Raw genomic sequence first — 19,772 nt, 5'->3', positions numbered from 1 at the left:
GATCCCGGTCGCTGAGCCTCTCGAAGTACCTGCCGCGGCCACTCTCGCAGTCCCGGTCACTGAGCTTGTCGAAGTGCCCTTCGCTCACAGATCCCGGTCACTGAGCCTGTTGAAGTGCCTGCCGCGGCCACTCTCGCAGTCCCGGTCACTGAGCTTGTCGAAGTGCCCTTCGCTCACAGACCCCGGTCGCTGAGCTTGTCGAAGCGCACAAACATCGACGCTCTACTCAACAATCCCAGATCAGAGTCGAATTACAATCCGGCCGACCATCCGCACCCCGGACGTTTCACGTGAAACACCCCTCATGCAGCCAGGCAGAATCGATTACTGACCGAACCCGGGTTCGCCGATCTCGCCGAGAATGCGATTGAGGTCGGCGATGGTGGCGAATTCCACCACGACCTGGCCTTTTGTTGCACCGAGCGTGACCTTGACGCGCGTGTTGAGTCGATCGCCGAGTCGTTCTGCGATCTCATCGAGGTGGCCGCGGCGCGACCCAGCGGCAGGCTTGGTCTTCTTGGCCGGAGCGACCTTGCCCGCTGCTGCTTCAGCCGAGCGCACGGAGAGATATTCGTTGACGATCTTGTCGGCCAGGCGCTGCTGCGCGTCGACGTCGGTCAGGGACAGGATCGCCCGAGCGTGACCCGCGCTCAGGACGCCGGCCGCGACGCGCTTCTGCACGTTGGCCGGGAGCTTCAGCAGGCGGATGGTGTTGCTGATCTGTGGGCGCGAGCGGCCGATGCGGGTCGCGAGTTCGTCCTGCGTGATGCCGAAGTCCGCCAGGAGCTGTTGGTACGCGGACGCTTCTTCCAGCGGGTTGAGCTGGGAGCGGTGGAGGTTCTCGAGGAGCGCGTCGCGGAGCATCGCTTCATCGGCGGTGTCCTTGATGATCGCCGGGATACTCTCCAGGCCGACCTCTTTCGAGGCGCGGAGGCGGCGCTCACCCATGATGAGTTCATAGCGGCCGGTCTCGCCGGGGATAGGACGGACAACGATGGGCTGCAGGACGCCGACCTCGCGAATGCTGACCACGAGCTCTGCGAGGTGTTCTTCGTCGAACACGGTGCGAGGCTGGCTGGCGTTCGGCACGATCGAATGGGGATCGAGGTGCGCCAGACGCGCACCAGGCACGGCGACGAGCTGTTCGGACGCGTCCGCCGCGGACTGTGCCTCCTCGGCGGCTTTCGCCGCCTGAGCTTCCTGACGCGCGCTCGCCTGGCTGTCGGGGAAGAAGACGTCGACCGGACGTGCAGCCTGACCTTCCTGCGTGTTGGGGATGAGTGCGCCGATGCCCCGACCGAGTCCGGTTCGTTTGGTTGCCATCTGTCGTCTACTCCTGGTTCTCGGTGTCCGGTGAGCCGGACGTCTCTGCATCGTGCCAGCGCTTCGCGATCTCTGCAGCGGCCTCGAAGTAGGACACGGCTCCAAGAGACGTCGGATCGTAGGTGATCACGCTCTGGCCGAAGCTGGGGGCCTCCGAGATGCGGACGGCGCGGGGGATGACCGAGTCGAGGACCTGGTCGGTGAAGTGGTCCCTGACGTCCTGTGCGACCTGCTGAGCGAGGTTCGTGCGTCCGTCGTACATCGTCAACAGGATCGTGCTGACGGCGAGCGTGGGGTTGAGGTGTCGCTGGATGAGCTGGATGCTGCTCAGGAGCTGGCTGAGGCCTTCCAGCGCGTAGTACTCGCACTGGATGGGGATCAATACCTCTTGGGCGGCTACGAAGGCATTGATGGTCAACAGGCCCAGTGAGGGAGGGCAATCGATGAGCACGTAGTGGAACGGCTCCGGCGAATCCGCGATGAACTGTTCGAGAGCGGTGCGCAACCGGTGCTCGCGCGCAACCTGTGACACGAGCTCGATCTCGGCGCCGGCCAAATGGATGGTCGAAGGAGCGCAGAACAGCGTGGGGAACTCGGGGCTCTGCTGCACGACGTCCGCGAGCAGGAAGTCGTCGATCAGCACGTCGTACACACTGGGCACCTCGGCGTGGTGCGCGACACCGAGGGCGGTGGACGCATTGCCCTGCGGGTCGAGGTCGATGACCAGCACGCGGGCGCCTGACTGAGCCAGTGCCGCCGCGATGTTGACGGTGGTCGTCGTCTTGCCGACCCCGCCCTTCTGGTTCGACACCGTGAAGACGCGGGTGCGTCGGGGGAGCGGAAGCGTCGTGTGAGCCAGTGCCTTCCGCCTTTCCGTCAGATCGTGGAGCTCGCGAGCGAGCGGGGTAGACGCATCGAATCCGCCACCAACTGAGTCGCGCGTCAGAGCGGCGGAGTGCGTTGGTTCAGGTTGTTTCACGTGAAACCTTCTCGATCGAAACGTATCTTTCCACCGTACCAGCGCGTCCCCTGATCACGATGCGGGAGATCCCCGACTCTGCGCGGATTTCTGCGAGTTCCAGCCTGTGGCGGAGCCTCATCCGGAGCCGATTCACACCTGCCGGATGGCATCTCCCCGCACGGCCGTGACGTCGTCGTGCATGGCGATCGAGTGATGTCAGTCCTGGAGCTCCTGCCCGTATCGGAGCCGGCGTTTCTGGGTTCCCGTTTCTTGGAACGCCTGAGCCGCAGCATTCTTCGTCAGTACTCCCGATCACTCATCGCCAGCTTGCATATATCGACGCCGTGCACCCGCTGGTCCAGGGCACTCTTCGCCCCCATCGCTCCCGCACCGATGCGTCTTCAGCACGCGTCGCGCAACGCTCCCTGTGACTGCGCGAGGTCGACCTCCGAGCCCATGGAGCGATGTCGCCGGAGAGCCCTGCGGTCATCTGACTGGGTCGATGGTCCGGCGCGTTGAGCGCGCCGGCGTCGTACGAGTCGGCGAGCCTTTCGGCGGCACTCCGAGTGCGAGCTCAGCCTTGATCGATCAGACGGTCTCTGTCTCCGCGACGTCTGCAAGGGCTCCCACCCACACTCTCCGAGGAGCCGGTTCGAGACAGCCCAGCCGCCGCGATCGAGTGAAGAACGAGGTGTCTCAAGTACCTCGCCGGAGCCTCCCAGGAGGCTGGCGTGAGGGATCTTTTCAGCAGATATTCGAGCGAGTTTCCACAGTGTTATCCACAGGAGGCGTTCGTGTGCACATCTCTGTGGATAGTTCAGTTCCGGACCAGAACGCCCTGCGGGTTCCGGCGAGCAGTGCGACGCGCCCGGGATGACGCTCGATTCGCGCGACGCGCGAAGCTGTGAGCGAAAGTACACAATGTCCCCCATTTTTCGCGGAATGACAGGGATGTAAGACGACTCACAATCTCGAACCTGAGCGCTGAGGCACTCAGGAACACCCATGATCGCCAGGCGACCATCGGCCTGAGCTCCATACGCGGCCATCTGTTCGTGCACCTTCGTGCGGCGACAGCCTGTGGATGAATGCTGTCTCCCCACATGTTCTACACAGGGTTATCCACAAGCAACCCGACACTTGTCCACATCGCACTCCACACCCCTCTCAAGCGCTCTTGACGACGCCGAGAGGGGGCGGCTCTGCACGGTCACTTCGACCTCGTTCGGACCACGATGTACCCGAGCTTTCGCGTGGGACCAGAGCGACTCCCGGAGCAGTCCAGTCGCCCGAGGTGCGCCGTCCAGATCGAGCGCTTCCGGCAATGCGGGACAGAGCGCGACGCCGTCACGGCGTCTCCGCGCTCGAATCGCCCTATTAGCCGTGGCGCCAGCACCAGCGCTCGTCGATGCGCTGCACTCGCCGGCAGCGCATCGCCCGATACCCCTTCCGAACTCCGCCTGGTGGGGGAGCGCCCTGGATCGTCCAAGTCCGCAGCTTCCACCGAGCTCTCCCTGGAACGATGTCGGTGTGCCTGCCCCAGGCGCTTCATCTCGGCGCGCATCGAGAATCGACGTGGTGACGACCTCGTACGCCCCATCTCGGCCTCCCGCGTCTCTACCCCGCCCAGCCCTACCCCCCGCCCAGCCCTGCCCTGCCCGGCGCGTCGGCACGCCCCACTTCACAGCGCTCCGCCCTACCGAACGATCTCACTCGTTCAACCCACCGAGGCGCCCCACGCCCACACACCTTCCGACCCGCCACTCACGCCGAGCCTCGGTCGCAGAGCTTGTCGAAGTGCCCCACCCACCGCCCCTACCGCGGCACCCCGAGAACCCACGGCCCCACCGAAGCGCACATCAACAAATCCACCCCCGGTCACCGTCCTTGCCGAAGGACCCGACGTACCGCCCCTGTCGTGGTGCCCCGCTCACCCACCATGTCTGCCGAAGCACTCCGCCACGAAACCAGGCCACCCCGACCACTGGGCTTGTCGAAGTACTCCAACCGCTACGCATCCCGGGCCCACCCGCCCGCCGAACCCGCCGATCACTGAGCGTGTCGAAGTGCCCACCCGGTGATCATGCGATCCGTCCAACAATGCACGACACCCAGCAACCGACCTCACTGGCGTGGCCCTCCCAGTGGGCCAGACGTTCAGTGGACCTCAGCCCCACTCTCAATTGACGTCTACCCGGTGGGCTACCCGTGCTGCCGCTCCGGTACCTCGTTTGTCTTTCCCCCGCCATCGACGCGCCTCGCTACATTCACTCGAGGTCGGGGAGTAGGCCGACCGCAGAACTCCGATCTCTGCTCCACCCACCCCTCGGTCTTGAACTGGCCAGGCGACGAACAAGCGCGGGGTTCAGCGCCGCCCAGCACCGGTGACGCCTCCACACACAGTTCCTCGGCTGCGTCGACGCCATTCCTGAACGACCCGCCACTCCTCGCAATGCCGCCTTCCACGCACCAGCGCCTCAACCCCTCCGTTGACCAACCAAAGGCAGTCTTGGGGTCGAACTCTCCCATCCGCGCACAGCGGCCACGCGTCACCGCGGCGACGTTTCACGTGAAACGTCGCGCGAAGACCTTCCGACGGCCCTCTCCGGCGATCGGTGGTCTCGCGCCCGGCACGGTGGAAAGCGACAGTGCACACTGTGTCAATTTTCCACAGCACCGAATCCGAAATCTGACTCCGACTCTGCGGGCAGCTCTCCCACGCATCCCGCTCGTCGCCGGACCCACGCTCGTTTCACGTGAAACATCTGCTCACGTCGCTCGCTCTCAGATACCAATCATGTACTCCCGCAGCAACCTCCGTGGCGGGCGAACTCATCGGTGATGCGGTCGGGACGCAGTTGCCGCGAGCGTTCGAGATCTGTGCCTCCTGAGAGCCGGGGCTCGCCCGCCCACGGAGGCGTCGCGCGCAATTCAAGCGGGGGCCAGTGTCGGATCCCCAGCGACGGCCAGGTCTCGCCCCGTCATGTACCCGCGACTTCAAGGCTGCGTTTCACGTGAAACAAATGAGAGTATCCACTCAAGCCGTACGAGCGCGCGGTGAAGACGCAGACGCGAGTCAAAACGCGAATCTACGCTCCAGTCGTGTTCTCAGCCACGGCCCGTGTCGAGCCTCCTCGGGCGCTCGGGCCACAGCACACCGGAGCACGCCCGCGCAGAGGCGCCTCTCGCATCGCGCAGAGCCCTGAAACACGTGGGCGGGTGCGGCACCCGTCCGCGTGCCACCGCGCAGCGGCACCTGGCCACCGATCTTCCGGGCGCCCCTGTGCAACGCGTCATGCACAACGAAGACACCGTTCCCGCGTGGGGGAGAAGTGGCCAACGTGCAGCGTCATCCCGCGGAAGCCACAGACGTGCGACGCACACGGGCAGCCGGTATCTGCATCCGCGAACTTCGCGCTCTGCCGGCGCCCCACCCAGTAGGCAACATGCCACACAGCCAACGCCTGAGGGACGGCGGCGCGGCTGCACCGGGTGCGATCGGGCGCGGGCGCGATGCAACCCCAGTGCCCCCACGGGTTGCTTGCGATGAGCGCGAACCCACAACGTTTCACGTGAAACGTTCGATACGAACGGTGACTCGCGCCCCACAATTCGCTCGAGACGATTGGTCAGGCAGTGTGAAATGGACTCGGACCCAACTCGATTGGTGTCCACACCGAGCCACGGCCACGAGCACGAGCACCGAAACGCCACACTGACATCTCGCCCGTTTCACGTGAAACGAGCCCCGATGGACTACTTGCGAGATACAGGAGACGGACGAGTGTCGAGACTCCACCCTTGCCAGAACCGCATATGCCAGCCCGCGCCGCAATCACAAGCAATCAACCTGGGGAGCACGCTCCTAGCAGCTGCGGAATCCCGAAGAACACGGGGGCACGTGCTCGAACAGTGTCGCCGCAAGCACAGGAAGAACGACAGAGCCACCAACACAAGGCCACAGTAATGCCTCCGCCGCTCTCTGGAGCGCTCCGTTGGTCCGCTCCCAGCAACGACCCTTTGCCCCCTCGATCGATCCGCCTTGCAACCAAACCAATGCTTCGAAGCGCCGGGTACTCCAATCACGCGTACAGACAGCTATGGCTACAGAACGCGCCTGGATCCACACATGGATTCGTCGCTCCGGGTGCACCGTGCGCAGGTCGTTGCAGGGGAACGCGGCACAACGATGAATGAGACACCGCCACACGCATTCGCATCGAATATCCGTCACCGCTCCGTCCTCCAGACGCATGAGATGTCACCGGGCACCCATTGCCACTCCGGCAGCACGGCAGCACGGCAGCACGGCAGCACGGACACCCTCGCACATCGCTCTCCCGAGCCTCGAGGACCATTTTCCAGACCGGCTCAACAGAACCGGAACCCGCGTCGGAACACCCGCGCGGGCACCACACCGACACCGACACCGACACCGACACCGACACCGACACCGACACCGAGGATCCTCCCGCGAAACGCTTCGTGCTGAACCGAGCCGGATAGACATCGAGTACCGCTTCGCTCCCACCGCGAAACCCGCGAGACGGGCCTCGAGATGCGTTCACGCGCGCCGCCAGTCGTGGATTGTGCTGCGCGCGGAGAAGGAGCACCCGACAGAATGTGGCTGTCAGGCTTCGCGGGAGACAGGTCCCAACGCGGAAGATTCGCCGCGAAACCAGGCACGCTCGACACGACGGACCCCAGAATCCAGAGCGACTTGCGTCACAACTACGCTTCTCGACCACCACCGTGAGCCCGGCGGAGAAGCGCCGAGATCACGGACCAGGTCGAGTATCCAAGCCGGGCACGTGTCACTCACCGGAATGTCCAGCGACTGGCGTAGGTGCCACGCGCAGATCACGCGCGCTCCAGTCCGCACCAAGGTGCTCGAGTAGTCTCATCGTTGCCGCATCACGCATGCCTCAGCCGCACTCGGCTCACCGCGATCTGGCACTCAGGACGACGGGCCTCTCCGCGCAGGACCTCACGCGCGGGCCGGACGCCTCGGTACACGCGCCGAAGTTCCCAGCCACACGCCGCGCCCGCACACAAAGGTCCGATGTCTCTGAGCGAGTTCGATTGGATATCGCCCACACAACCAGCTTCGGGAGCTGCCCCGGGGCTGGCAGAAATGGGCCGAGCGGCGCTAACCAGTCACTCGAAGTGGTGAATACCACCTCGAAAATGGTGAGAATGACCGCCGAGGAGGACCCTGTTTTGACCGCAGAATGGCTCCTGACGAACTTTTTGAGCACTTTTCACCATCTCGGAAAACTGCACCCCGTCAGAATCCGTTCTGACGAAGCGGCTCAAACGCATGGTCGAGTGCGTCGGACGCCAGCAGATGGCGGCCATGAACGTGCAACCCGATCGTCATCGCACGACTATCGCGTCACTTGGCCACAATCGAGACCCGCGACCATCTCAGCGCGGACAGCTCAGAATGGCTGCTGCATGAAACCAGCCTGGTGCCGTCCGGCGAGTCGGGGAGTCGGGGCGTCCGGGAGTCGGAAGATCTTCACCTTTCGACAAGCTCAAGGACCGGACCCGACGGACACCGACGGTGACCGAACCGAACCCACGGTGCAGCCGTAGCACTCTCCTGTACCGAGCCAGGCCAGCCCCAGCAACACAAGGAACTCAGGAAATCGATGTGCCCGCGACAGGACCGTCCGGTGCAAGCGAGCGTCGACACGACGGTGCAGATTCACCCCTCGACAAGCTCAGTGAACGGGGCCGAAGCAGGGCCGGCCTCGGGGGACCGGATGCGTACCCTTCGACAGGCTCAGGGACCAGAGCTCGCAGAAGGCCCGGGACAAGAGCTGGCGGAACGCTCACAACCCAGAGCCGGGGAGGCTCAGGTACCCAGAGCCGGGGTGGCTCGGGTACCGGACGGAGCCCAGACACTCAGAGAGCGGAGATCGCGATTCACAACCAGAGCAGAAGAAGCCGAGCGAGTGGCCAGGCGGTGAAGGCGAGAAAGGAACGAAGCGATCTCGAACCCGGACCGAACTACTCCGCGGCGTGACGAGGAGCGCGAACCGTGCCGAGGATCACCCGGGTCGGTTCGGCGAGAACACCTTCACCGAGTGTCTCGACGCGGACGTCGGTCACCTTGTACTTCCGGAGTTCCTTCGTCGACGCATCGACCTCGGCCTGAGCGCCGGCACCCTTCATGAGCACCAGCTCGCCACCGCTGCGGAGCAGGGGAGCAGTGAGGGGGAGGAGCTTGCGAAGGGCGCTGACAGCTCGAGCGGTGACCTGGTCGAGCGGCTCCGTGAGGCCGGCGTCTTCGGCTCGAGCCCTGGTCACGGTGACATTCTGCAGCCCGAGTTCGGCGACCTGATCGTTGAGCCACGCAATGCGACGCTCCATCGGCTCGATGAGCACCATGTGCACGTCGGGGCGGGCGATCGCAAGCACAAGCCCCGGCAGACCAGCGCCGGAGCCGACGTCGCCGACGCGTCCGGGACGCAGCAGCGGCGCGACGATCGCGCAGTTCAGAATGTGACGGGTCCACAGGCGGGGGAGTTCGAGCGGTCCGACGAGACCAAGAGGCTCACCGTGCGTCGCAAGGTTCGTCGCAAATGCGCGTCCTCGCTCGATCTCGTCGCCGAAGAGGGCTGCGGCCTCCGCGGGCTCCGGTTCGAGCGTCTCGAGAGCAGTCATTGTTTCACGTGGAACGGTGCTCAAGAACGGGTGATGACCGTGTGGCGGTCGCGGCCCTCGCCGTGCGATTCAGAGACGAATCCCCGACCAGAAACGACATCGTGGACCAGCTTGCGCTCGTAGCTCGACATCGGGGGCAGCGCAGCCTCGGTCGAGCCGGCCTCGATGCGCTCGATCGCGCGGTCGACAAGAGCACCGAGCTCCTGCTGGCGAGCTTCACGTGATCCGCCGATGTCGAGGATCAGACGTGAGAACGATCCCGTGCGGTTCTGCACCGCGAGGCGCGTCAGTTCCTGCAACGCGTTGACCGTGTCGGGACGCGACAGGAGACGCAGGTTGCTCTCGGTGGGGGAGTCGACGGACACGTACGCGCGACCGTTGCGGGCATCGATGTCGATGTCACCGTCGATGTCGCAGATATCGAGGAACTCCTCGATGTAGTCCGCGGCGACGTCGCCCTCTTCTTCGAGCTGCGTGATGGTGGGCGCGGGCGCCTCGACCTGTGCTTCGGCCAGTTCCTGGTCAGTCACGGATACTCCTACTTGTCTCGTCCGTCGGTCTGCTTCTTCGCACGCGCCTTGCCCATGGGCTGCTGGCGCTGCGTGGTCTTCTTCGTCTCCGGCGTCGTTTCGCCCACCACGATGATCTCACCGTTGGGGTTGACGAGCTTGCCCTTCCGAGCGAGGCGTTCTTCACGGGCCTTTGCGGCCTCGGAACCCGGCGTCGGCATGTTCCGGATGACCAGGAACTGCTGGATCATCGTCCAGATGTTCGAGGTGAGCCAGTAGAACATGACGCCGAGGGGGAACGCGAAGCCCGAGAACAGGAACACGAAGGGGAGGATGTAGAGGAGGATCCGCTGCTGCTTGAACTGCGGGCTGGCCTTGGTCTCGGCCGACATGTTCTTCGAGACGATCTGCAGCTGCGTGATGAACTGCGACGAGGTCATGAGGACGACCATGATGCCGGCGATGATGACGACGGCCCAGTTGACGGGGGAGGCGGCGAATGCGGCCTGCATGCTCGTGTGGAGCGGAGCGATGCCGAAGAGGTTCGCGTCGCCGAACTGCACGGCGAGCGTCTCGTTGAGGGGGCCGACGCCGGCCTTGCTCTTCTGGGCGTCGTTGAGCACGGAGAACAGGGCGAAGAAGATCGGCATCTGCACGAGCAGGGGGAGACAGCCGCTGACCGGCGACGTCCCGTGCTTCTTGTAGAGGTCCATGGTCTCGCGCGACATCGCCTCACGGCTGGCCTGGTCGCGCTTGCCCTTGTACTTCTCCTGCACCTTCTTCATCTGCGGTGCGATCTCGAGCATCTTGCGCTGGCTCTTGATCTGCTTGATGAACAGCGGGATCAGGGCGGCACGGACCACGAGCACGAGGCCCACGATCGACAGCACCCAGGTGATGCCGGCTGCAGGGTCGAGCCCGATGGCCGTCCACAGCAGGTGCCAGCCCACCAGGAGCAATTCGACCGCCCACTTGAGCGGCCAGAGAAGTGTGCCGATAATGTCCATCGTGCGGGTCAGCCCTTTCCGTGGCTCGGGTTCACTACAAATCCGTGTGGCGTCACGCTGTAACGGAAATTCTTCTTCGGCGGCACTTCATCGAAGCGCGGCGCCGCCCACGGGTGACAACGGGCGATGCGCGCCGCCGCCATGGCCGAACCGATGACGACGCCGTGCTGTTGGACAGCACCCAAAGCGTACGCGGAGCAGCTGGGATAGTACCGGCAGACATCGCCGTAGAGCGGGGAGATCGCGGCGCGGTACCCGCGGAGGACCAGGACGGCCGCATTCCGGGGCAGCAGCACAGCCGTGGAGATCACGTCGTTCATACCGGCGAACCGGTGTTCTGGAGCGTGCCGCTCTTGCGCAGGGATCGACGGACCTCGGCATCGAGATCCGGCCACGGAGCGGTCGCCGAAGGCGGCAAGGCGCGGATCACGATGTCGGAACCGGGCGCGCTCGACGCAAGACTGCTGAAACAGATCGCCTTCAAGCGGCGTCTGACCAGGTTGCGTGTCACGGCATTCCCCACGGTTTTCGCGACAATGAACCCGAAGCGCGGCTGACCGCCCTCCGGGTTCTTGCGTACGTACAGCACTGTGTTCGCCCCGACGAACCGGACCCCACGACGAACTACCCCTCGGTAGTCGTCAGCGGCGGTGATCCGGTTCGCCTTGGTGAGCACCGGGTGCTACGCGGAAAGTTCCGTGCGACCCTTGGCCCGGCGGGCCGACAGGATCGAGCGGCCGGCGCGCGTGCGCATCCGCAGACGGAAGCCGTGCTTCTTGGCACGACGGCGGTTGTTCGGCTGGAACGTTCTCTTGCTCATATTTTTGATCTCCGGATCATGACTCACCGCTGCACAGGCGGCAGCAGGGTACGGAAAGGTGCCCGCGGGCAGAAGTCAACTGATTAAAGCTACGGCCTGAAGTGACGCAGGTCAAACCGGCTGCACCCAAAAGATCGATTATCCACAGGATTCCCAGAAAGGCTAGCAGTGACACGCAGGCCGGTCGTACAGTGATTTGGGACTCGGCCACCATGTTGTTAGCGTGAGTGCTCGGGTTATGCACAGAGTGCGGTCTTTTCCGCCAAAAGCCCCGGAATCACAGGGCAGACCCTGTGGATGAACCTGTGAACAAGTGTGGGGAGAACATGTCGGACGCCGATGATGCGATCGCTGGGACCTGGCAATCGGTGCTCGAGATCCTGGCGGTCGACGACCGCGTCACCCCGCCTCTTCGCGGGTTCCTGAATCTGGTGGTGCCGAAGGGCATCATGGGCGGGACGTTCTACCTCGAGGTGCCCAACGAGTTCACGATGGGCATGCTCAACCAGCGCATGCGCGCTCCCATCGTCAGCGCATTGTCCACGATCGTCGACGGCGGTCCGGTGAACAACTACGCGATCGTCGTGAATCCCGAGATCGTGGAGGAGCAGTACGAGCAGGCGTTCCAGCACCCGGAGCCCGTCGCGGCTCCCATGGAGTACGCGCAGCCGGAGCTCACGCCGACGCCCACACTCCCCGCGAGGGAGAACGACACCCGACTGAATCCGAAGTACAGCTTCGACAACTTCGTCATCGGCCAGTCGAACCGCTTCGCGCATGCGGCCGCGGTGGCTGTCGCGGAAGCGCCGGCCAAGGCGTACAACCCGCTCTTCATCTACGGCGACTCCGGTCTGGGCAAGACGCACCTCCTGCACGCCATCGGCCACTACGCCATGAACCTCTACGCCGGCATCCGCGTCCGCTACGTGTCGAGCGAGGAGTTCACGAACGACTTCATCAACTCGATCGCCAACAACCGCGGCTCGTTCTTCCAGTCGAGGTACCGCGACATCGACATCCTCCTGATCGACGACATCCAGTTCCTCCAGGGGAAGGCGGAGACGCAGGAGGCGTTCTTCCACACCTTCAACACGCTCCACGACCACAACAAGCAGGTGGTCATCACGAGCGACCTGCCGCCGAAGGCGCTCACGGGCTTCGAGGAGCGGATGCGATCCCGCTTCGAGTGGGGTCTCATCACGGACGTGCAGGCCCCCGACCTCGAAACGCGTATCGCGATCCTCCGCAAGAAGGCGCAGAACGAGAAGCTGCACATCCCGGACGAGGTGCTCGAGTTCATCGCCACGAAGGTGTCGAGCAACATCCGCGAACTGGAGGGCACGCTCATCCGGGTCGTGGCGTTCGCGAGCCTCAATCGCACCGCGGTGGACATGGGGTTGGCGCAGACCGTCCTGAAGGACGTCATCAGCCTCGACGACGACAACGTCATCTCGCCGATCGACATCATCAACACGACGGCTGACTACTTCAAGCTCACGGTCGACGACCTCTACGGGTCGAGCCGGTCGCAGGCCGTGGCGACGGCGCGTCAGATCGCGATGTACCTGTGCCGTGAGCTCACGAATCTGTCATTGCCGAAGATCGGTCAGCTGTTCGGCAACCGCGACCACACGACGGTCATGTACGCGAATCGCAAGATCACGGATCTGATGCAGGAGAAGCGTTCGATCTACAACCAGGTGACCGAATTGACGAGCCGGATCAAGCAGAACCTGCGCTACGGGTCCTGATTCGGCACAAGCGTTCCTGGAGCACGTTTTGGGCCTTTCGCGAGCTTCGGCGCCGCGGAAGGCCCGATTTCGTTCGCTCAGAAGCCCTGAGACGAAACGAGCCTGTGGAGACGATCCGCGTCGATTCCACAGTCGGCTGTTCACAGCTGTGGATAACTTGTGGAGAGATGTGGATGAATCGGCTCTGCTTGTGAGTGAACTCGGACCGACGGGGCCTCGGCGCCACACCCCGGCACCCCAGTTCCCACACCGCGTGTACAAGCTACAACCCTGTAGTTCCCAATGATTCAGCGGGATCGACCGAGTTATCCACAGTTTCCACACCGGTTAAGACTGTTAACCGTTAATTAATCGATCTCCCCTGAAGCAACCTTTCCCCAGCGGGGCTTCTCCACAGCGGGCGATGCCCACTGTCTCGCCACTGGATCACTGGACTCGGAGCCGCACCCACTAGCATTGGTGACGTCATCGTGTAACTGAGGACAGGGGTCTTGTCGTGCGATTCAGTGTCAACCGTGATGTCTTCAGCGAGGCGGTCTCGTTCGCGGTGAAACTTCTGCCGCAGCGTCCGACACTGCCCATCCTGAACGGCATCCTGATCGAAGCGAACGACAACGGGCTCGTCCTGTCGTCCTTCGACTACGAAGTGTCCAGCCAGACGGAGATCCAGGCCGAGGTCGAGGAAGCCGGCACGGCACTCGTCAACGGCCGCCTGCTCTCGGAGATCGCCAGCCGTCTCCCGAACGCTCCCGTGCGCTTCAGCAAGGATGAGAACCGCATCCAGGTCACGTGCGGCTCCGCGAGCTTCACCCTCGGCTCGATGCCCGTCGAGGAGTACCCCACGATCCCGCAGGTGGACGCCGACTTCGGTCTCGTCCCCGCTGAGGAGTTCGCGACGGCCGTCAGCCAGGTCGCCGTCGCGGCAAGCCGTGACGACGTCACCCCGGTCATCACGGGCGTGCAGCTCGAAGTCTCGGACACGAGCCTCAGCCTCGTCGCCACGGACCGCTACCGCGTGGCCGTCCGCGAGATCGACTGGGACGCAGGCACCGGCACCGGTTCCAGCGAGACCGTGACCGCACTCGTCCCCGCGCGGACCCTGCAGGAGGTCGGCAAGACCTTCGGCCACAGCGGCACGATCAACGTGGCGATCACCAACCGCGACGACCGCGAGCTCATCGCGTTCCGCGCAGACCGCAAGACCGTCACCTCGTTGCTCATCAAGGGCAACTTCCCGCCGGTCAAGCGACTCTTCCCCGAGGTCGTCGACAACTACGCGATCATCAACACCGCGGAACTCATCGAAGCGACGAGACGTGTCTCGCTCGTCCTCGAACGAGAAGCCGCCCTCCGATTCACATTCACCATCGACGGCCTCACGCTTGAAGCCATCGGTTCCGAGCAGGCGCAGGCCTCGGAAGGCATTGACGCCCTCCTCACCGGCGACGACATCGTGCTCTCACTGAAGCCACAGTTCCTGATCGACGGCCTCACGGCCGTCCGCAGCGAATTCGTGCGTTTCTCGTTCACCAAGACCGAGAACACGAACAAGCCCGGGCCGATGCTCATCACAAGCCAGTCCTCGAAGGATCAGCCGGGCGCTGACAGCTACAAGTACCTGCTGCAGCCCAACCTGCTGCTGCGCTGACATACAAAGGATCATCATGCACATCGGACTCATCGGTCTCGGCAAGATGGGCAACAACATGCGTGCCCGCCTTCGCGAAAAAGGGATCGAGGTCACCGGTTTCGACCGCAACCCCGAGGTGACCGATGTGGCCACCGTGGAAGAGCTGGTCGCAGCGCTTCCCGCCCCTCGCACCGTCTGGATCATGGTGCCGGCCGGTGCCGTCACCGACTCCGTCGTCGAAGAGCTCAACGAGCTGCTCGATGAGGGTGACCTCGTGATCGACGGCGGCAACAGCCGCTTCACGGAAGACTTCAAACACGCCGCACTGCTGTCGAAGAAGGGCATCGACTACATCGACGCCGGCGTCTCCGGCGGCGTCTGGGGCCTCGAGAACGGCTACGGCCTCATGGTCGGCGGTTCCGCCGCCCAGGTCGAGCGCGTCATGCCCGTCTTCGACGCTCTGCGTCCTGAGGGCCCGCGCGAAGAAGGCTTCGTCCACGTCGGCGAGGTCGGCGCTGGCCACTACGCGAAGATGGTGCACAACGGCATCGAGTACGCGCTCATGCAGGCGTACGCCGAGGGCTACGAGCTCCTCGACGCTCGTTCGGACATCATCAAGGACGTGCCCGGCACGTTCAAGGCGTGGCAGCGCGGAACCGTCGTCCGCTCCTGGTTGCTCGAACTGCTCGTTCGTGCGCTCGAGGAGGACCCGGAGTTCGAGGACATCGAAGGCTACGTCGAGGACTCCGGTGAAGGCCGTTGGACGATCGAGGAAGCCATCGACAATGCGGTTCCCGTCCCCACGATCTCCGCGTCGATCTTCGCCCGCTTCGTCTCCCGCCAGGAGGACTCGCCCGCGATGAAGGCCGTCGCCGCTCTGCGCAACCAGTTCGGTGGCCACGCGGTCAAGAAAGCCGAAGACTAGGCAGCCGTCCTGGTCGCCGGGCGTCGTGCCCGGTCACTGAGCCGAACACCCGCCACTTGAGCCGAATCCCCGGTCACTGAGCCTGTCGAAGTGCACTTCGACAGGCTCAGTGACCGGGTTTCTGCCTTTCAGTGACCGGTTCGCTGCGTCGAGTGACCCGAGCTCGGTCCCTGAGCCTGTCGAAGGGCGGTCGGTGGGCCACGGTAGGGTGACGTGGTGATCGTGCGGCATGTGAACCTCACCGACTACCGCAACTATGCGGCGGTCGACGTGGCTCTCGAACCCGGCCCCAACCTGTTCGTGGGTCGCAACGGGCAGGGCAAGACGAACCTCGTCGAGGCCATCGGCTACCTGAGCACGCTCGGGTCCCATCGGGTCTCCTCGGACCAGGCGCTCATCCGTCATGGGGCCGATGCCGCGATCATCCGCATCCGCATCGCCCACCACGAACGCGAACTCCTCGCCGAGGTGCAGCTGAATCGCGGATCCGCGAACCGTGCACAGGTCAACCGGTCGCAGATCAAACCGCGTGAGCTCCCGCGGTACGTCTCGACGGTTCTGTTCGCACCGGAGGACCTTTTGATCGTGCGCGGCGACCCGTCCGCCAGGCGCCGGTTCATCGATCAACTGCTCGTCCAGCGGACGCCTCGACTCGCGGGCGTGATGTCGGATTACGAGCGATCCCTCAAACAGCGCAACTCCCTGCTGAAGTCCGCGCGCTCCCGTGGTCTCAAGGACGGTCCGCTCGCGACCCTCGACGTGTGGGACGAACGGCTCGTGCAGTACGGCTCCGAGATCATCGCCGAACGAGTGCGGCTCGTGAAAAAATTGGCAGAACCGCTTCGCGGTGCATACGCGGCCGTCGCGGGCGACGACCACGGCCCGGTGCTGATCCCGGTGCTCAGCATCACCGGCTCGGATGCGGAAGACGAGACTGCAGCGGGTGACGACGACGCATCTCCCGCCGCCGCTGCGGACCTCGCCGACATCGCGGTCGTGGCCGATCGGTTCCGCGAGGCTCTCGCCGCCAAGCGTTCCGCGGAACTCGATCGCGGTCTCACCCTCGTCGGCCCGCACCGCGACGACGTGTTCTTCGGGCTCAACGGCCTGCCGGTCAAGGGTTACGCCAGCCACGGCGAGTCCTGGTCGTTCGCCCTCGCCGCGAAGCTGGCCTCCGCGGAACTGCTCCGCGCAGACTCGTCGCTCGGCGACCCCGTGCTCATCCTCGACGACGTCTTCGCGGAGCTCGACACCCGTCGTCGTGCACGACTCGCGGCAGCCGTCTCGGTCTACGACCAGGTCATCATCACGGCCGCGGTCTTCGACGATGTCCCGGAGGAGTTCCGTGCGCACGTCGTCCACATCGAGGCCGGACGTATCATCGAGGCAGGCGATGACGTCGAACCGGCTCCGGCCGCGGAGGGCGTCGTGAGCGATGACGAGGATGGTGAGCGCGATGAGTGATGCCGGCAGGTTCGACCGCACCGACGAATCCTCCGCGGAACTCGCACTCTCCGTCTACGGCCGGTTCAAAGAACTCTTCGGCGGCGAACGCGTCTCCCGTGACCGTGCCAGGCGTGAACGCGCCGCGGCCCGGACGGAGGACTCGGTGCCGTACGGCGTCGGCCGCGACCCTCGCGGACTCGGCGACGTCATCGACAACCTGACGACGCGCCTCGGCTGGGACTCGCCTCTCGCGCAGCACGAGTTGCTCTCCAACTGGTCCCAGCTCTCCGGCGACGAGACCGCCAAGCACTCCGAACCGGTCTCGATCACCGATCGTGTGCTCGTCGTCCAGTGCGAGTCGACGGCCTGGGCGACCCAGCTGCGTCTCATGCGTCATGAACTCCTCGTGAAGATCGCGGAACGGTATCCGGACGCCGGGGTCGACTCGATCCGTTTCCAAGGGCCCGGTGCACCGTCCTGGAAAAGAGGCCCCAGGTCGATTCCTGGGCGTGGTCCACGCGATACTTACGGCTAGGAAGGCAAATTCGGTACCAGGGGTTGAAAAAGTGTCTCAAACGGGCGTTTTCCGACCAGTCGACCACCCATTTTTGGTAGGATGGAGAGGTCGAATATCGACGGTTTGGAGCCCTCTTTTCCTATGACATCAGAACCGAATACGCACGCCCAGGACAACGACTACGGCGCAAGTGCCATCCAGGTTCTCGAAGGTCTCGAAGCCGTCCGGAAGCGGCCCGGTATGTACATCGGGTCCACCGGTCCGCGTGGTCTGCACCACCTGGTCTACGAGATCGTCGACAACTCGGTCGATGAAGCCCTTGCCGGCTACTGCGACAAGATCGTCGTGACCATCCTCGAGGACGGCGGCGTCCGCGTCATCGACAACGGTCGAGGCATCCCGGTCGACATGCACCCCACCGAGGGCATCTCCACCGTGCAGCTGGTCCTCACGGTGCTGCACGCCGGCGGCAAGTTCGGCGGCGGCGGCTACGCGGTCTCCGGTGGTCTCCACGGCGTGGGTTCCTCCGTCGTCAACGCCCTTTCCACGAAGCTCGAGGTCGAGGTTCGTCGTCAGGGCGCCGTGTGGCGTCAGAGCTACCAGCACGGTGTGCCGGACGCTCCGCTCCACGAGGACGAGGCGTCCGAGGAGACGGGTACGACGATCACGTTCTGGCCCAGCCCAGACACGTTCGAGACGACCGACTTCGACTACGAGACGCTCCGCACGCGCTTCCAGCAGATGGCCTTCCTCAACAAGGGCCTCCGCATCGAGCTGTCCGACGAACGTCCGCTCCGCGACGCCGTCCTCATGGACGACGAAGACGACAACTCGGCCGCTCACAGCCAGCGGAAGGACGTGTTCCTCTACGAGCGCGGTCTCACCGACTACGTCGAGTACCTCAACAAGGCGAAGCGCGCTGAGCTCGTCAACGACGAGATCATCTCCTTCGAGTCGGAGAACTCGGAGCGCAAGATGGCACTCGAAGTCGCGATGCAGTGGACCACGGCGTACAACGAGAGCGTCCACACCTACGCGAACACGATCAACACGCATGAGGGCGGAACGCACGAGGAAGGTTTCCGTGCAGCGCTGACGGGTCTCGTCAACCGCTACGCGCGCGACAAGGGCATCCTCAAGGAGAAGGACGACAACCTCTCCGGCGACGACGTCCGCGAGGGCCTCACCGCCGTCATCTCGATCAAGCTGTCCGAGCCGCAGTTCGAGGGCCAGACGAAGACCAAGCTGGGCAACACCGAAGCGAAGGCGTTCGTCCAGAAGGTCGTGAGCGAGCAGCTCACCGACTGGTTCGACCGGAACCCGCTGCAGGCCAAGGAGATCATCCGCAAGGCGCTCCAGGCGGCGACGGCACGACTCGCGGCACGCAAGGCGCGCGAGACCGCTCGTCGCAAGGGCCTCCTCGAGGGCGGCGGCATGCCCGGCAAGCTCAAGGACTGCCAGTCGAAGGACCCGTCGATCTCCGAGATCTTCATCGTCGAGGGTGACTCCGCAGGCGGTTCCGCCGTCCAGGGCCGCAACCCCGAGACGCAGGCGATCCTCCCGCTCCGCGGCAAGATCCTCAACGTGGAGAAGGCGCGCCTGGATCGCGCCCTCGCCAACAACGAGGTCCAGGCCATGATCACGGCGTTCGGCGCCGGCATCGGCGAGGACTTCAACCCGGACAAGGTGCGGTACCACAAGATCGTCCTCATGGCCGATGCCGACGTCGACGGACAGCACATCACCACGCTGCTGCTGACGCTCCTCTTCCGGTACATGCGCCCCTTGGTCGACCTCGGTTACGTGTACCTGGCCCAGCCGCCGCTCTACCGCCTCAAGTGGTCGAACGCCGAGCACCAGTACGTGTACAGCGACCGCGAACGCGATGCGATGCTCACCGACGGCCTCGCCGCCGGCAAGCGCATCCCGAAGGAGAACGGCATCCAGCGGTACAAGGGTCTCGGCGAGATGAACTACAAGGAGCTCTGGGAGACCACGATGGACCCCCAGACCCGTACGCTCCTGCAGGTCACCCTCGACGATGCGGCCGCCGCCGACGAGATCTTCTCCACGCTCATGGGCGAGGACGTCGAATCCCGACGCACGTTCATCCAGAAGAACGCGAAAGACGTTCGCTTCCTCGATATCTAGTCACCGGTCCCTGAGCTTGTCGAACGTCGACGGGCTCAGGAACCACACGATCTCACGAAA

General features: G+C 64.3%; 14 protein-coding genes. 6 read left to right on the top strand and 8 right to left on the bottom strand.

Annotated features, from left to right (window positions below):
• Positions 1–324: 324 nt before the first annotated feature.
• The 8 genes from ACQ3HB_RS03285 to rpmH all read right to left on the bottom strand — a co-directional run bounded on the left by ACQ3HB_RS03285 (position 325) and on the right by rpmH (position 11,292).
• Entirely contained in the window at positions 325–1,323 is a 999-nt protein-coding gene (locus ACQ3HB_RS03285; protein WP_430917679.1) for a ParB/RepB/Spo0J family partition protein, read from the bottom strand.
• A 7-nt stretch (positions 1,324–1,330) separates the two neighbouring features.
• The gene (locus tag ACQ3HB_RS03280; protein ID WP_430917767.1) at positions 1,331–2,269 is read right to left on the bottom strand and encodes a ParA family protein; all 939 of its coding nucleotides are present in this window, start codon (positions 2,267–2,269) and stop codon (positions 1,331–1,333) included.
• Positions 2,270–8,299: 6,030 nt separating this feature from the next.
• Entirely contained in the window at positions 8,300–8,956 is a 657-nt protein-coding gene (gene rsmG, locus ACQ3HB_RS03275; RefSeq protein WP_430917677.1) for a 16S rRNA (guanine(527)-N(7))-methyltransferase RsmG, read from the bottom strand.
• A gap of 20 nt (positions 8,957–8,976) precedes the next feature.
• Positions 8,977–9,486, bottom strand: coding sequence for a Jag family protein (locus tag ACQ3HB_RS03270; protein WP_430917675.1), 510 nt, complete (start codon positions 9,484–9,486; stop codon positions 8,977–8,979).
• 8 nt (positions 9,487–9,494) lie between these two features.
• Entirely contained in the window at positions 9,495–10,472 is a 978-nt protein-coding gene (yidC, locus tag ACQ3HB_RS03265; protein ID WP_430917674.1) for a membrane protein insertase YidC, read from the bottom strand.
• An 8-nt stretch (positions 10,473–10,480) separates the two neighbouring features.
• On the bottom strand, positions 10,481–10,792 hold the full coding sequence (gene yidD / locus ACQ3HB_RS03260; protein WP_430917672.1) for a membrane protein insertion efficiency factor YidD: 312 nt from the start codon (positions 10,790–10,792) through the stop codon (positions 10,481–10,483).
• Positions 10,789–11,148: a ribonuclease P protein component gene (gene rnpA / locus ACQ3HB_RS03255; RefSeq protein WP_430917670.1), complete on the bottom strand. Its 360-nt coding sequence runs from the start codon at positions 11,146–11,148 to the stop codon at positions 10,789–10,791. The genes yidD and rnpA overlap by 4 nt, the downstream gene beginning before the upstream one ends.
• 6 nt (positions 11,149–11,154) lie before the next feature.
• Entirely contained in the window at positions 11,155–11,292 is a 138-nt protein-coding gene (rpmH, locus tag ACQ3HB_RS03250; protein WP_042541555.1) for a 50S ribosomal protein L34, read from the bottom strand.
• Between the two features lie 326 nt (positions 11,293–11,618).
• On the opposite strand from rpmH, the gene dnaA reads away from it, so the two are divergent.
• The 6 genes from dnaA to gyrB all read left to right on the top strand — a co-directional run bounded on the left by dnaA (position 11,619) and on the right by gyrB (position 19,712).
• Positions 11,619–13,043 carry a chromosomal replication initiator protein DnaA gene (gene dnaA, locus ACQ3HB_RS03245; RefSeq protein ID WP_430917668.1) on the top strand — a complete coding sequence of 475 codons (1,425 nt, stop codon included), beginning with the start codon at positions 11,619–11,621 and terminating at the stop codon, positions 13,041–13,043.
• A gap of 496 nt (positions 13,044–13,539) precedes the next feature.
• A complete protein-coding gene (gene dnaN, locus ACQ3HB_RS03240) occupies positions 13,540–14,691 on the top strand; it encodes a DNA polymerase III subunit beta (RefSeq protein WP_430917666.1) in 1,152 nt (383 codons plus the stop codon).
• A gap of 16 nt (positions 14,692–14,707) precedes the next feature.
• On the top strand, positions 14,708–15,598 hold the full coding sequence (gene gnd / locus ACQ3HB_RS03235) for a phosphogluconate dehydrogenase (NAD(+)-dependent, decarboxylating) (RefSeq protein ID WP_430917664.1): 891 nt from the start codon (positions 14,708–14,710) through the stop codon (positions 15,596–15,598).
• 216 nt (positions 15,599–15,814) lie between these two features.
• Positions 15,815–17,062 carry a DNA replication/repair protein RecF gene (recF, locus tag ACQ3HB_RS03230; RefSeq protein ID WP_430917662.1) on the top strand — a complete coding sequence of 416 codons (1,248 nt, stop codon included), beginning with the start codon at positions 15,815–15,817 and terminating at the stop codon, positions 17,060–17,062.
• Positions 17,055–17,579, top strand: coding sequence for a DciA family protein (locus tag ACQ3HB_RS03225; RefSeq protein WP_430917660.1), 525 nt, complete (start codon positions 17,055–17,057; stop codon positions 17,577–17,579). The genes recF and ACQ3HB_RS03225 overlap by 8 nt, the downstream gene beginning before the upstream one ends.
• 123 nt (positions 17,580–17,702) lie before the next feature.
• Positions 17,703–19,712, top strand: coding sequence for a DNA topoisomerase (ATP-hydrolyzing) subunit B (gyrB, locus tag ACQ3HB_RS03220; RefSeq protein ID WP_430917658.1), 2,010 nt, complete (start codon positions 17,703–17,705; stop codon positions 19,710–19,712).
• Positions 19,713–19,772 lie beyond the last annotated feature (60 nt).

Source organism: Plantibacter lichenum (genome assembly GCF_050587525.1).
Classification (GTDB): Bacteria; Actinomycetota; Actinomycetes; order Actinomycetales; family Microbacteriaceae; genus Plantibacter.
The sequence above is the reverse complement of the archived record's forward strand: the minus strand, read 5'-3'. Positions and strand labels throughout refer to the sequence as shown.

Coding starts and splice junctions, on each gene's coding strand:
- ACQ3HB_RS03285 (WP_430917679.1), bottom strand. CDS start 1,323: ATGGCAACCAAACGAACCGGACTCGGTCGGGGCATCGGCGCACTCATC.
- rsmG (WP_430917677.1), bottom strand. CDS start 8,956: ATGACTGCTCTCGAGACGCTCGAACCGGAGCCCGCGGAGGCCGCAGCC.
- yidC (WP_430917674.1), bottom strand. CDS start 10,472: ATGGACATTATCGGCACACTTCTCTGGCCGCTCAAGTGGGCGGTCGAA.
- yidD (WP_430917672.1), bottom strand. CDS start 10,792: ATGAACGACGTGATCTCCACGGCTGTGCTGCTGCCCCGGAATGCGGCC.
- rpmH (WP_042541555.1), bottom strand. CDS start 11,292: ATGAGCAAGAGAACGTTCCAGCCGAACAACCGCCGTCGTGCCAAGAAG.
- dnaA (WP_430917668.1), top strand. CDS start 11,619: ATGTCGGACGCCGATGATGCGATCGCTGGGACCTGGCAATCGGTGCTC.
- gnd (WP_430917664.1), top strand. CDS start 14,708: ATGCACATCGGACTCATCGGTCTCGGCAAGATGGGCAACAACATGCGT.
- ACQ3HB_RS03225 (WP_430917660.1), top strand. CDS start 17,055: ATGAGTGATGCCGGCAGGTTCGACCGCACCGACGAATCCTCCGCGGAA.
- gyrB (WP_430917658.1), top strand. CDS start 17,703: ATGACATCAGAACCGAATACGCACGCCCAGGACAACGACTACGGCGCA.